The sequence below is a fragment of the uncultured Hyphomicrobium sp. genome (genome assembly GCF_902826555.1).
Classification (GTDB): Bacteria; Pseudomonadota; Alphaproteobacteria; order Rhizobiales; family Hyphomicrobiaceae; genus Hyphomicrobium_C.
Genome location: NZ_CADEFI010000052.1, coordinates 8050 through 20778 on the forward strand (window position 1 = coordinate 8050; position 12729 = coordinate 20778).

Annotated in this window: 17 protein-coding genes; 8 read left to right on the forward strand and 9 right to left on the reverse strand. The window is 63.4% G+C overall.

Features of this window, described 5'->3' with window-relative positions; all coding sequences use genetic code 11:
- Positions 1 to 17: 17 nt before the first annotated feature.
- The gene (locus QZV93_RS16045) at positions 18 to 524 is read right to left on the reverse strand and encodes an N-acetyltransferase (protein WP_295559635.1); all 507 of its coding nucleotides are present in this window, start codon (positions 522 to 524) and stop codon (positions 18 to 20) included.
- A 188-nt stretch (positions 525 to 712) separates the two neighbouring features.
- Complete coding sequence (locus QZV93_RS16050) at positions 713 to 1183, reverse strand: NUDIX domain-containing protein (protein ID WP_295559636.1); 471 nt, start codon at positions 1181 to 1183, stop codon at positions 713 to 715.
- 32 nt (positions 1184 to 1215) lie between these two features.
- On the opposite strand from QZV93_RS16050, the gene QZV93_RS16055 reads away from it, so the two are divergent.
- The gene (locus QZV93_RS16055) at positions 1216 to 2148 is read left to right on the forward strand and encodes a metallophosphoesterase (protein ID WP_295559637.1); all 933 of its coding nucleotides are present in this window, start codon (positions 1216 to 1218) and stop codon (positions 2146 to 2148) included.
- Here the strand turns inward: QZV93_RS16055 and QZV93_RS16060 are convergent, their stop codons facing one another.
- Positions 2149 to 2997 (reverse strand): protein phosphatase 2C domain-containing protein, encoded by an 849-nt coding sequence (locus QZV93_RS16060; RefSeq protein WP_295559638.1) that lies wholly within the window; start codon positions 2995 to 2997, stop codon positions 2149 to 2151.
- A gap of 123 nt (positions 2998 to 3120) precedes the next feature.
- Between QZV93_RS16060 and QZV93_RS16065 the strand changes: the two genes are divergently transcribed.
- Positions 3121 to 4209, forward strand: coding sequence for a patatin-like phospholipase family protein (locus tag QZV93_RS16065; RefSeq protein WP_295559639.1), 1089 nt, complete (start codon positions 3121 to 3123; stop codon positions 4207 to 4209).
- Between the two features lie 27 nt (positions 4210 to 4236).
- Here QZV93_RS16065 and QZV93_RS16070 read toward each other — a convergent pair whose 3' ends face one another.
- From QZV93_RS16070 to QZV93_RS16080, 3 genes are all read right to left on the reverse strand, one after another.
- Entirely contained in the window at positions 4237 to 5013 is a 777-nt protein-coding gene (locus tag QZV93_RS16070; RefSeq protein ID WP_295559640.1) for a helix-turn-helix transcriptional regulator, read from the reverse strand.
- A 164-nt stretch (positions 5014 to 5177) separates the two neighbouring features.
- The gene (locus QZV93_RS16075) at positions 5178 to 5753 is read right to left on the reverse strand and encodes a septal ring lytic transglycosylase RlpA family protein (protein WP_295559641.1); all 576 of its coding nucleotides are present in this window, start codon (positions 5751 to 5753) and stop codon (positions 5178 to 5180) included.
- 459 nt (positions 5754 to 6212) lie between these two features.
- Complete coding sequence (locus tag QZV93_RS16080) at positions 6213 to 7181, reverse strand: magnesium transporter CorA family protein (RefSeq protein ID WP_295559642.1); 969 nt, start codon at positions 7179 to 7181, stop codon at positions 6213 to 6215.
- 207 nt (positions 7182 to 7388) lie between these two features.
- Here QZV93_RS16080 and QZV93_RS16085 point away from each other — a divergent pair, with 207 nt between their 5' ends.
- The gene (locus tag QZV93_RS16085; protein ID WP_295559643.1) at positions 7389 to 7727 is read left to right on the forward strand and encodes a hypothetical protein; all 339 of its coding nucleotides are present in this window, start codon (positions 7389 to 7391) and stop codon (positions 7725 to 7727) included.
- 96 nt (positions 7728 to 7823) lie between these two features.
- Here the strand turns inward: QZV93_RS16085 and QZV93_RS16090 are convergent, their stop codons facing one another.
- Entirely contained in the window at positions 7824 to 8210 is a 387-nt protein-coding gene (locus tag QZV93_RS16090; RefSeq protein WP_295559644.1) for a polymer-forming cytoskeletal protein, read from the reverse strand.
- Between the two features lie 321 nt (positions 8211 to 8531).
- On the reverse strand, positions 8532 to 8948 hold the full coding sequence (locus QZV93_RS16095) for a tautomerase family protein (RefSeq protein WP_295559645.1): 417 nt from the start codon (positions 8946 to 8948) through the stop codon (positions 8532 to 8534).
- A gap of 108 nt (positions 8949 to 9056) precedes the next feature.
- Between QZV93_RS16095 and QZV93_RS16100 the strand changes: the two genes are divergently transcribed.
- The 4 genes from QZV93_RS16100 (at position 9057) to QZV93_RS16115 (ending at position 11458) form a co-directional block, all read left to right on the forward strand.
- Complete coding sequence (locus QZV93_RS16100) at positions 9057 to 9572, forward strand: protease inhibitor I42 family protein (RefSeq protein ID WP_295559646.1); 516 nt, start codon at positions 9057 to 9059, stop codon at positions 9570 to 9572.
- Positions 9573 to 9702: 130 nt separating this feature from the next.
- Positions 9703 to 10155, forward strand: coding sequence for a hypothetical protein (locus QZV93_RS16105; RefSeq protein ID WP_295559647.1), 453 nt, complete (start codon positions 9703 to 9705; stop codon positions 10153 to 10155).
- 395 nt (positions 10156 to 10550) lie between these two features.
- Positions 10551 to 10826 carry a DUF2277 domain-containing protein gene (locus QZV93_RS16110; RefSeq protein WP_295559648.1) on the forward strand — a complete coding sequence of 92 codons (276 nt, stop codon included), beginning with the start codon at positions 10551 to 10553 and terminating at the stop codon, positions 10824 to 10826.
- A gap of 38 nt (positions 10827 to 10864) precedes the next feature.
- Positions 10865 to 11458: a glutathione peroxidase gene (locus QZV93_RS16115; RefSeq protein ID WP_295559649.1), complete on the forward strand. Its 594-nt coding sequence runs from the start codon at positions 10865 to 10867 to the stop codon at positions 11456 to 11458.
- Between the two features lie 9 nt (positions 11459 to 11467).
- Here QZV93_RS16115 and QZV93_RS16120 read toward each other — a convergent pair whose 3' ends face one another.
- Positions 11468 to 11782: a hypothetical protein gene (locus tag QZV93_RS16120; RefSeq protein WP_295559650.1), complete on the reverse strand. Its 315-nt coding sequence runs from the start codon at positions 11780 to 11782 to the stop codon at positions 11468 to 11470.
- Positions 11783 to 12346: 564 nt separating this feature from the next.
- Here QZV93_RS16120 and QZV93_RS16125 point away from each other — a divergent pair.
- Entirely contained in the window at positions 12347 to 12586 is a 240-nt protein-coding gene (locus tag QZV93_RS16125) for a hypothetical protein (RefSeq protein WP_295559651.1), read from the forward strand.
- Positions 12587 to 12729: the final 143 nt, after the last annotated feature.

A 12729-nucleotide genomic window follows, 5' to 3' on the forward strand; every position in this document is an offset into this window, starting at 1 on the left:
GGCTGCAGGCAGCAGGATCAGCGGCCGGAGATCTGGCCGCTGTAATGCGCGAGGGCATCGCTCTGGAGCTCGGCGGCGAGCAGGCGCGCGGGATTGACGGGGCCAGGCAGGGTGATGAGCCCCGGCGGAATGGGCTTGAAGCCGAAGCGACCGTAATAGGGTTCGTCCCCGACCAGGATGACGATGCGGACGCCGGCGGCCCGCGCGGCCTCCATCGCCTCCGTTATCAGCGTGCGGCCATAGCCTTGACGCTCATAATCCGGCGCAACGACGATCGGCCCGAGGAGTGCCGCGCCGGGCTTGCCGCCGATGGCGATCTCGGACATGCGGATCGCCGCCACGATGCGATTGCCGTCGGTCACCAGGCGGCAGAAGTCGGAGATCTCGCGCCCGGGTCCCATCTGCTCGCGCACCCGATAGGCCGTGCGCACAAAGCGGCCGGGGCCGAACGCGCGGTCATGGAGGGCGGAGATCAGGGGGATATCCTCCGGCGTCGCGGGCCGGGTGGTGATCTTGGCGAGCATCGATGGTGTTCCTGGCGAGCGGACTTGGTGCGATGCACTTCCTCGTTTGGGAAGCGCTCAGACGGGGCGCATCAGCGCGCGGAGCGTGCGGGCGCTCGTCGCAAGGAATTCAGACATGGGATCGTCAACGGCGTGCTCATGGGCGGCCCTTTAGCATGGGCGCACAGGCGGGTCCATAGCCCCTCCTGTCACGGTTTTCCCCAATGAGGCGAACGGGGCTCGAGGCCCATGATCTCGCGGATTCGCGCCCGGGTCGGCGGGCTTATGGTTTCCGGCAGGGCATCGCAGGGAAACATGCTTTGCTCGGCGATTTCGCTGTTGGGCTTCGGGACAGCCTTCTGTTGCCAGGCGCGGACAACGTAGAGGGCCACGTGATCGCCCGGAAAGACAATGTGATTGGCGTAGAGGGCGAACAGCTCGGGCTGGCCGGTGATCTCGACGCCTGCTTCCTCGAAAAGCTCGCGGCGCAGGGCGTCCTCGACGGTCTCCCCCTTCTCGACGCCGCCCCCCGGGAAATGCCACCCGGGGCGGTAGGTGTGGCGGATCAGGAGAACGCGGTTCTCGGCGTCGATAACGGCGCCTTGCGCGCCCATCGTCAAGCCGCGAGAGTAGCGCCAATATCGCTGCAGCGTATTGCGGATCATCTTCTCAGGCGACACACGGAACCTCCCGCGGCACGGTTCGAGGGCATATGACCGACACTTTCACGCTTGTCCACCTCTCCGACGCTCACCTCGGGCCGATCGCGGGCTTCAATCTGCGTCACTTTAATACCAAGCGTCTCCTGGGTTTCCTCAACTGGGAGCGGGGGCGGCGTTTCGTGCATCTCAGGAGCGTTGCCGATCGGATGGCGGCGGACGCGCTGGCGCAGAACCCCGATCATATCGCCGTTACCGGAGACCTCGCCAATCTCGGATTGCCCGCGGAGTACAGCAGCGCGTTGGGGTGGCTTGCAACTCTCGGCGATCCGGAGCGCGTTTCGGTGGTGCCCGGCAATCATGACATCTACACGGGCCGCATGGGCGGGGCCTCGTGCCTCGAGACGTGGGCGCCCTACATGCGCTCGAGCGAGTCCTGGACGGAGAGCGCGCCGGTGCACTTTCCCTACGTGCGCACGCAGGGGCCGGTGGCGGTGATCGGCCTCAACTCTGCAATTCCGACGCCGCTGTTCGTGGCGGCGGGCGAGCTCGGGGAGGGGCAGCTTTCGCGACTGGCGCTCACGCTCGATCGGCTCAGAGATGCCGGTTTCATCCGGGTGGTCCTGATCCATCATCCGCCGCTGCCGGATCAAGCGCCGCCAGCGCGCGCGCTCAGGGATGCGGCGGAGCTGCAGCGCGTGCTCGAACGTTGCGGGGCGGAGCTTGTTCTGCATGGCCACAATCACCGCGAGATGCTTGCGTGGTGCCCGCATGCCGGCGGCGGCATCCCGGTGCTCGGCGTGGCGTCTGCGTCGGCGGGATTTGCGCACAAGCGCGAGCCTCTGGCGCGCAGTCACGTGCTCAGGATCCGCCGCGATGACGGCGGTGCGGTCCGCATCGACTGCGAGATGCGGGGGCTCGACGAGCCGGACGGGCCGGTGGTCAGTCTTGCCCGGAGAGAGCTCGTGATGCCGGTGCGGCCGTGATCAGGGGCTGACGGTCGCGCGCAGAAGCACGGCGCTGGTGTCGTCGGAGGTCTTGGCGCGAGGGTGGCGCGTGCAATCGGCGTCGGCTGTTTCAAGCGCCCGCAATTCGTCGAAGAGCGGATCGAGCCCTGTGGTCCATGCGGCGTCGAACAGGCGGGCCGCCGTGTAACGGCGGAACACGTCGACGAGACGCATGAGCCCGTCGGATGCGAGCAGGATACGGCTTTCCGGGGCGAGAGGAATGGTGCCGTGGCGGATCATCGACCGGGGCGGGGCGGTGATGGAAAAGACGCCGTAGCCGGTGGGCGTGTTCATGCGCGCGCGCTGGGCGCGCAGTTGCGGCCAGAGATCTGCGCGCGTCATCGGCTTGGCGCTTTCTTTTCGTTCCTTGAGTGCGTCCACGACCCAGCGGTCCCCAGCATTTTCCTCGTCGACGCCGACCTGTGTACGATGGCCGCCGCTGTCGACGATCAACGTGCAGTCGCCGACGCTGACGTATTCAAGCGTGTCGCCTTCGATTGTACGGACGACGATGGCGGACGCCGACGGGTGCTCGTCGCGACCTGCGGGCGTGCGCTTGGCGTCAGCCGCAAAGCGCGCGGCGAGCCGCTCGGCGACGAGCTCCGGGAGATCAGCGAGTGAGAAAGACGGCGAAGGATGAAGGGTTTCCGCAAGGTCGTGCATGCCGGCTGCGAACCATGCGGCATCTGACGGCCATGCGGTGAGCGGCTCGGGCACGACATCGGTTGCACCATCGATGACCCAGGCGAGGCGCGGTGCGACACCAGCGCGATCCTCGTTCACTCCCCCACTGGCAATGCTCAGGATTTCAACCGTCTCAAGCTTCATTTTGCTCGCTCTTTTTTGCACGTGCCGGGGTGTATTTCTGCCATGCGGCCGATTGACGGGGCGGACGCACACGAGTTCATGATAGTCTCGCCCCCTTCGGAAGACGATGCGGAGCAACGCCGTTTGCCGCGTTTCAGACGCCATCTCAAGATCAATCTTGCCTTGCAGGGCGGCGGTGCGCACGGCGCCTTCACCTGGGGTGTGCTCGACCGGCTGCTCGAGGAGGAACATCTTTCGTTCTCCTGGATCTCGGGCACCAGCGCGGGCGCCGTCAATGCCGTGGCGCTTGCGTCCGGACTTGTCGAGGGCGGGCGCGAAGGGGCGCGTGCCAAGCTGCGCCAGGTCTGGGAAGCCGTGCACAAAGCCGGCGTGCCCGATCTCCTGCGGCTCAATCCGTTTCTTGCCGGGCTCAGCAGCTCGTCGACGCTCGCGCACGTGGCGGGTTTGCTCTCGCCCTATGATTTCAATCCGCTCGGCATCGATCCCCTGCGCTCGCTGCTCAGCGAGACCATCGACTTCGAAGGGATCCGCAAGCACGGTTCGACGGAGCTATTGATCGCAGCCACGGAGGTTGCGACGGGGCGGTCGCGTCTTTTCCGGCGTTCGGAAATCTCCGTCGATGCCGTGCTCGCCTCGGCGTGCCTTCCGACGCTGCACCGGACGGTCGAAATCGATGGCGTCGGCTACTGGGACGGCGCGTTCTCCAAGAACCCCGACCTCATCACGCTGGCGACGGAGAGCCCGGTCAAAGACACGTTGATCGTGGAGATCAATCCGCTCGAGCGGCGCGGACTGCCGAAAGGGGCGCGCGAGATCGCGGGCGCGGTGAACCGCCTGACGTTCAATGCGCCGTTCCTGCGCGACGTGGAGACGATCCTCGCCGTGCGCGAAGCGTTGCGCGGACGGTTCGGTGCGCGGCGCGGCTCGCAAGGGGTGCTCGCGGCGCATCGGTTCCATATGATCGAGGCGGGCCGCTATACGGCCTCGCTCTCCGACGACAGCAAGCTCAAGCCGGATCTGGGGCTGCTGACCTATCTTCATTCGGCGGGGCGCACGCAGACGCACAAGTGGATCGGACAGCATCTCGCTTCCGTCGGGCGGCGGGAAACGGTCGATCTTGCGCAGCGCTTTCAGGCGCGCCGCGCTCCACTTGCGGCAGAAGAAGAGGATCAGAGCGACGACGACGCCGATGTGGCCGCCTCGCGGGCATAGCCAGCGCAACCCTTCAATACGAGAGGGTCAGGGGCCGACGAGGCGGGCGTAGCCTTCCTCGAGAGAGGTATCGAGAAGGCCCTTGTAGATCTTGTAGTCCGGGCTCTTGGGCGTGATCTCGCCGAGCGCGAGCGATTTGAATTCCTGGCGCTTCAGGTAGACGATCGGCGAGGACACCGGCACGAACATAGCGCGCTGTTTGTTCAGGGTCGTGATGAGGCCGCGCATCTCACCTCCCTGATCGATCTGGGAGACCAGGATCATGCGCATGGCGCCCTTGGTCAGTGAAACCAGGTGAATGTACATGGACGACGCCGGCACGTAGAGCCGTCCGCGGTGCGAGAACGGAGCGTCGGGGCGCTCGCGTTCTTCAAACAAAAGGCTTGGCCACTCCGGATCCCATACGATGTCCGTGCGGTAGGCGACGATGGCCTCCGGCTTGGCGAAGGCCGGGCGAATGGTGAGATAGCTGCCGATGTAGTGGTCGACGGCGGCGCGCGTGTAGGCGCCCATGTAAACCGGCGCGACGACACCGCCTTCGCCTTTGAGCTCCATGGGCTGCGCCGTCGACATGGAGCCGAACCAGGACTCCTTCAGGCGCTGATAGTCGAGACCGAGCACCATGGCCACGTCGAACAGGGTCTGCTCGCGGACGGGCTTGCCGTGCAGAAGGTTCTGGATCGTCTTCTCATGGCAGTCGGCGGCGTCGGCCAGCTCGGCCTGGGTGAGCTTCTTCTCCACCATGGCGGTGCGGATGAGCTCGACCGCGGCAACCCGCTCCTTACTGCTCGCTGTCGGTTTCATTGCGGCCAACCCACCCACGCATGGATAACAACTTTCCGCAATATACCGGATTTTGCCGCCATCCCAAGTCCCTTTGGGAACAGGGTGAAGGGGCATCGCGTGGCAAAATGAAAAGGCGGGCCGCATACGCGACCCGCCTCTGCAACTCGAATGTGTTTCCGGGATCAGCCGCGGCCGAGCACCTGGATCGACACCGGGGCGACGCCCGAGCTCGTCATGCCGATGACGCCGGCGGCGCCGCGCGACAGGTCGATGATGCGACCCTTAATGAAGGGGCCACGGTCGTTGATGGTCACGGTGACCGAGCGGCCGTTGTTGCGGTTGGTCACGAGCACGCGGGTGCCGAAGGGCAGCGTGCGATGAGCAGCCGTCATGCCGCTCGGATTGAAACGTGCGCCCGATGCCGTCTGCGTGCCCTGCCAGTAGTAGGAGGCCATGCCGTTCGAGCCGCCGCCGCCGTAGGAACCCGAGCTGGCGACAGAGCGCTTGGCAACGCGCGGTGCCTTGTTGGCATACTTACGCGAGGCCTTTTTCGAGTAGCCGGCCTTCTTGTAGGCCGCTTTCTGGTGGCTCGCTTTCTTGTGTGCAGCCTTCTTGTAGGATGCCTTCTTGGTGGCCTTGTGCGGGCCGCTGCAGGCGTAGGCGGGGCCAACGCACTCCCAGGCCGCTGCGCTCGCCGTGCGAACGTCCAGAAGGCCAACCGAAAGAGCGGCAAGCGCCGCGAATGCAATAAACCGCATGATCAAGTCTCCATTCTTCCCAGCGACAGTGCTGCGGCTCGAAAACTCGGTGCATCCCAGGCTGGCGGTCCCCCCAAGGGACATGCTCAGGCCATCCGCGTGTGTGCGGACATCTTGTTCAACAAGGGGATGAGCTACCGGTGCGAAGAGAGAGCCTCAGCGCAACCCCAGAACGCGTTCCGCCGCTCTAATATTCCGGGGTTCCCTTACAGCTCCCCGTTCTGGTGGGCGCACCTGACCAGCCGATTGGGGCGAAATCAATGGTGCGGCCTCGACGCAGGATCGTGCCAATCGAAGCAGCTTTGATTCCACTTCCTTTTTTATCGACTGACGTGGTCGGTGCGACGGCGGGTCGCAGAAGTTTTCATATCATGCAGGCTGCGCAAGCGGCTGAGATTGCGGCTTCTTTGTGTCATGCGAAGCGGCGCAATACGGCTCCCGCGCCAGCGGGGCGGCGGGTCAGAGCCAGCCCTTATGGCGGAAGTAGATGAATGGAATGAGCGCCGAGAGGAACATCAGACCGAGCGCCATCGGGTAGCCCTCGAGCCATTGCAACTCGGGCATGTGGATGAAATTCATGCCGTAGATCGACGCGACGAGGGTCGGCGGCATCAGCATGACCGCCATGACCGAGAACAGTTTGATGATCTGGTTCTGCTCGTTCGAGATGAGGCCGAGCGTGGCGTTGAGCAGGAAGCTGATGCGGTCGGACAGGAAGCGCCGGTGTTCCGCAAGCGAGGTGAGATCGCGATCGACGGTTTCGATCCGCTGAAAGATCTTGCCGTCGCAGTTGCGCTCCTGTGCGGTGTTCCTCATGAAGTGCAGCACGCGTTCGAGCGAGGTCGCGCTTTCCGTCACGCGGGCGACGATATCGCCCTGGGTTCCCGTACCTTTGAGCAGAGTCTCCAGCTTGGTGTCCTTTGTGCGCCGCTTCTTCAGCTCGAAAATCCCCTGTGCCAGCTTGTCGACGCGGTCCTGGATCTCGACGATGAGATCGGCCTGGCGCTCGATGAGGGTCTCGATGATGCCGATCATGATGGCGGCGCCGGTGCGGCAGGTGGCATCGCCCCGCTCGACGCGCGACAGGAAATCGGGAAACGCCTTGTGGTCCGTGTAGCGCACGGTGACGAGGGCGTTGCCGGTCAGAATGAAGGTGACGGTCGATGAGCCGAGGGTCTGCGGGTCGATATTGTGGACCAGGAAGCCGGTCATGTAGCTGGCGCCGTTCTCCTGATAAAAGCGGCTCGAGGCCTCGATCTCGCGCATCTCGGCGCGTGTCGGCACGGAGATGTTCAGGAGGCCCTCGACGTGGTTATCCTCCTCCTTGGTCGGGTTGACGAGGTCGAACCAGACCGTATCCGGGGTGATGGGTGCGGTCTCGTTGTGCTTGAGCAGGCTGTGACCGGTCGTGTCATAGATTGTGAGCATGGAGCGTTCCCTGCCGCCTTAAACTCGCCCGGCGGATTGCCCATACCTTAGCGAAACTCCCCTCCGGGCGGTATCCGGCGGTCGCTGATCATTTCAACCGGTTGTCTCCTCAGACACAGCTCCGCCTCCGCGCGTCGGCTCGTCAGACCCTTCGAAGGCATGGAGCGCCGCTGCCAAGCAGCCGGCGCAGGGCATAGGAGATAAAAAATGAGTTTTTCTTTCAATCGTGGATATGGGCGCCGCGCGATTGTGTGCGGTGCGATCGCGGCTTTTGCGATGCCGGTGGCTCTCGTCGGCACGTCTGCCGAGGCCCGCATCAAATGCGTTAACGGAAACCAGATCGTCAGCGGCTCGCCGATCGCAACGCCTTATTGCCAGGACGAGCTGGTGGCCAAGGTGGCACGCGAGTACGGGGTCAAGGTCTCGGCCGACGCGGTCCGCAACAACCCCAACCTCAAGCGCAATGTTTGCGCGCATGTCGGGCGCGACATCCGGATCTACCAGGCCTGCATCGATACCAACAGCACCGGGCGGCGCGGGTTCTGACGGCTTGGTCTCGGGTCGTTCAAAAAAAATCGAGCCCAATCCCGGATCCGGGTGGGCTCGATTTCCGCTTCCCTCGCTTCGTGCGCGCCGCTTCGTTCAGCCCACTTGCTGAGAGGATGAAACCGGATAGCTGCTCACGTCCAGATTGGGCGTGATCTCGGCTGCGTCTTTCGCCCGGCGCACGCGGCCGTCGAACTGTGCGCCTTCGGAAATCGAAAGTGTCTGATGGAAGATGTCGCCTTCGACAACCGAGGTCGGATGCAGCATCACGGATGCGGCCTTGATGGCGCCGCGAACGCCGCCGCGAACCTCGATCTGCTCGGCGCAGACGGTGCCGACGACGGAGCCTTCCTCACCGATGACAACCTGCTTGCCGGTGACGTCGCCGCGGATGTCGCCGTCGATCTGCAGCTTGTTCTGCGAGATGATGGTGATCTTCTCGCCGAGGATGGCGAGATCCGTGCCGATGACCGACGTGCCCATGGTCGTGGCCGCGCCAAAAGGCGAAGCTCGCCCATTGCCGACGGACGGTCCGGCGCTCGGGAGCGCGCCCGGCGGGCTCGGTGGCTTCGGAAGACTGGGATCGGAATTCGAACCGCGACTGAACACGCTAACCTCCCCTGATACTCACACAACTGACTGGCGTCCAATATGGACAGAAACACGATCAAATGGAGGAAATTTGTCGTCAAAGAGTGAATGTTGCCGAATTTGTCGATGCTCGCGCCGAGCTTAACTGTGGCGGGCCGCTCATCGCATGGTTACTTTCCGATGCGGACACTTCGAGGCTGACCAGCATGAGCCTCATTTGCGATTGGTCTCCTTGGCGCCGCCCAACTCGCCGGTCAGGAATTGCGCGCGGCCAAGGCCGAACGACCAGTCCTCGTCGGTGTTCTCGACCATGGACACCATGACATCACTCGGTGCGATGCCGCAGCTCCTCTCGAGCTCCTCGACCAGCAAGCGATAGAAGCGCTCCTTTGCGGCCCGGCCCCGCGGGCGGGTCGTGACCTGCAGCATGACGACGTTGTCGGTGCGAGGGATGTCGAGACCGGTGTCCTCGACGATCATGCGCGAGCGCTTGTGCTCATGGACGATCTGATAGCGGTCGCGCTCGGGCACGTCGAAGGCTGCCAGCATGGCGCGGTGCGCGGCGTCGAGCAGGGCTTTCAGCTCCGACTTGGAGCGGCCTTCGATGAGGTCGAAGCGGAGGAGAGGCATGACGGCACCGGGCGGCTGGAATTGGGTCTATGGCAAAGCGGGCCTGTCGTCCGATGGACGCGTGGCCACGCGCGTGCGAAGCTCTGGCAAAGTGTGGAGAGAGATGACGTGTCGATCCGACGGTTTACGTATTTGCTCGCTGTGATGGCCGGGACGTTTGCGTTTGCCGTCGGCGTTGGTGCGCAGAAGGTATCTGCCCAGGCGACGCCAATCCAGCTCACGGTTGGCGACACGACGACGCTGCTGCTCGATGGCAATCCGTCCACGGGCTACCGTTGGGAGCTGGAACCCCTTGCGGCCGACGCCGCGCAGGTTCTCTCCGTCGACGTCAAAGGATATGCGCCGGCAAAGCCCGCCCCCGGCGAGCGGCCGGTGCTCGGTGCGCCGCAGAAGTTCGAGGTGTTCGTGGGGGGGCTCGCCCCGGGGAAGGCGACGCTGGCCTTCAAGTACGTGAAAGCGGGAACTCCCACGGCGGCCCGGCGGCAGGAGTTTGCCGTCGAGGTGTTGGACGAGGCCCAGAGACCTCCCGATGGGGATGGCGTGCCGGACCTGCCGCCAGATCCGACCTCGGATCCGACCCCGGATACGCCAGGCGACATGTTCGCGGACCCCGACGGGAACTGACGGCCGCCGCCTCTCTTCCATCAGTCTGATTTTAAATGAAAAATTACGTGTTCCGTCCGGAACAGCGGCTTTGTGCGATCCGCAGCATTATCTGTCTCGGGGTTAGACACTCAGCGCCCGGGAGGCACACATGACACGGATCCATTTCACCATCGGCACCGCACTTCTCGCCGCAAGCATGATGTTCGGCGGCTCGGCCGCACAGGCCTGCATCTCCTGCAATTACGTGCCGGAGGTCGTGCATACGCCGGTGAAGGGCGCTCCCATGAAGCGCGCTCAGAAGCAGCGCGTCGCCAAGGAACAGGCTCGCCCGGCCAAGAAGCGCATCAGCAAGACGGCGCCGGTGGCTGTGGCCAAGGCCGAGCCGGTCGCCAAGCCCGCCGAAAAGAAGATCGAGACGGCGGCGGCTGCTCCGGCAGAGACCACCACCCCGACTGAGCCGCGCGAGACGCCGATCTCGGTTGCCTCGGTGCTCGACAAGAAGGGCATGCCGGCCGACGAAACGACTGAGGTTGCTCAGGAGGTCGGCTGCAAGAAGTTCTTCCCCGCGGTTGGCATGACGCTTTCGGTGCCCTGCGAGTAAGCCTGCCGCTCTCTCTCTGGAATAATCGGCTCGCGTTCCGACCCTCCCGGCGGATCGCGGGCCGAACTTCTTAAAAAGCAAAGGGGCCGCCCTATGGGCAGCCCCCGTGAGATTCGGGCGGCTTTCTACAGCGGTTGTCGCGCTGTGCCGCTCATCGCTCGGTTCAGGCGGAATGCAGAGGCAAATCCGGCTTGAAACCCAGCGACCGCGACATCGCCGTCCTCAAGATCCCACTCGACATCGGATCACCTCCTTCCAGTTGTTGAAACCTAGAGGAAGCGTGCCATGCTTCGCCGAAAATGCAAAGTTACGTTTTGGATAGCTGGTGCAACCGGTTGGGTGTTCCTATCTCTCCGGTTCGGCTTGACGCCGTGAGGCCTCGAGGAGGACCGCGCATGTGCCGCAATATCAAGACGCTCTACAACTTCTCGCCGCCCGCGACCAAGGATGAGATCCGCGCTTCCGCGATCCAGTTCGTGCGCAAGATCTCCGGTTTCACGCAGCCGTCGAAGGCGAACGAGGAGGCCTTCAACCGCGCCGTGGAGCAGGTCGCCCAGGCGGCAGAGGATCTCCTGGGCTCGCTGGTGACGATGGCGCCGCCGCGCGATCGCGAGGTGGAGGCCGAGAAGGCCAAGGCGCGCTCGGCGATGCGGTTCGCAGTCAAGGGCTAGGCGATGTTGATGTTGGATTGCAGGAGACGGAGGCTCGCATGGGGTTCAGGACGACAATCGGCGCGGCGGTCGTGGGACTTGCCGCAATGACCGGAGCCGGTGCTGCGGGCGAAGCGGGCAGTCCGGGGGCCAAGACGGCGTGGGACTTCGCCTTCACGTCCATCGACGGCAAGCCGATGCCGCTTTCGGAATTTCGCGGCAAGGTGCTGCTGGTGGTGAATACGGCCTCGTTCTGCGGCTTCACCAAGCAATACGAGGCACTGCAGGCGCTCAACGCCAAGTACGAGGCGCAAGGCTTCAACGTGATCGGCGTGCCGTCGAACGACTTCGGCGGGCAGGAGCCGAAGACGGCGGGCGAGATCAAGGAATTCTGCGAGGGGATGTTCGGCGTCACGTTTCCGCTCACCGACAAGAACGTGGTGACGGGCGACGCCGCGCATCCGTTCTACACGTGGGCGCGCGAGGAGCTGGGCTGGCTCAACGCACCCAAGTGGAACTTTCACAAGTATCTCGTGGGGCGCGACGGCAAGCTGGTGACGGCGTTCTATTCGCAGACGGCGCCGGATTCCGACAAGCTCGTGAAGGCCGTGGAGGCGGAGATCGCGAAGCCGAAGGTGGCGGTTGCGGAGTAGCGTCGCCTGTCAGTGCTTCTGCTCGGTGCTTTGCGGCTCGTCGGGAAGCTTCTCGACCTTGGCGGCCATCTTGGGGATGAGCAACACCTTGTAGGTCGCGCCCTCGCATTTGAGGATCCAGGCCGAGTCGTCCGGTTTCGAGGCGGCGGGATCGCGCGTGGCGCTCTCGGGATTCTTGCACTCGAAGCCCTGCTTCCTGATCTGCACGGCGATGATGTCTTTCGACATCTCCTTGGCGCCGGCGGCGCCGGCGGAACGGGCGCCAAGCGGCAGCACGGCTGCGGTCAAGGCGATGGTGGAAAGGACTATGTGATCGGATTTCATAGGCCCGGTCCTCTCGTCTCATGAGGAGAGAAGCCAATTATAGACCGGATTCGGGCGTACCGGGTCCGCGGGCCGCTGCTAACCTTTAGATTCAGCGCATGAAGGAGGTCTTCATCGGCCAGCCCTCGCGTTGGAGAGGATGGAATCGATCCTACACCCGATGCTCGGGCACCGCGGCCTGTCCCTCTCGTTAGGAGCCTGCTGGGCTGGAATCAGGGTATAATAGTTTCGGCTTGTCTTTCGATCGGGCGGATCGATGAAAAAACAGCTTCAGAAGAAAGGAAGTCCCGGACAGACGAAAAGGTCTCGGCCTAGCAAGTTGTCTAGCCGTCAACGGCATGAACTCGCGTTACTTGCTCCGGGCAAGAAAGGGTCCGTTTATTCGAAGCGAAAGGTTGTGCGTGCCAAGCCGGAAGCCAGAAAGCGAAGCTCGCTCTTTAGTGTGCCTGATAATGTGATTCTATCAGGGAAAGCGGGCGCTTGTGTTAGCCCGCATGAATGGGACGAAAATAATATGGCTCTCCGATCCGGAGATTGAATCTCCCAACAACCTTGCGAGGTCGCATGGACAGCGATTTGGATGCCATTTTAGAATTGCAAGACGCGTACGGCAAAGCGGTTATTGCCCAAGGCAGGTTGCCTCCCGAAATTGAGGGAAAGCTTGAGAGGTACTGTTTGCTCCTTGAACGCAAAGCTTCGGAGTGCGCGGATGCCACCGTCTCACGCGAGCTTTTTGAGCTGGCGATAGAGCTGTTGCCGCACCTCTGTTTTAAAATGGATAGCGTCAATTGGCGTGAGCAGTAGACGTACTTTCTCTAGACTATTTTTTACGAACATACACTTGGGAGCCCATGTCGCGGAACTTGCGGCTCATCTCGGCCATGCCCTGCTCCGGTTCCGAATGAGGGTCGATTTGCGTCGTCTCCTCGGCCAGCTCGACGGATGCT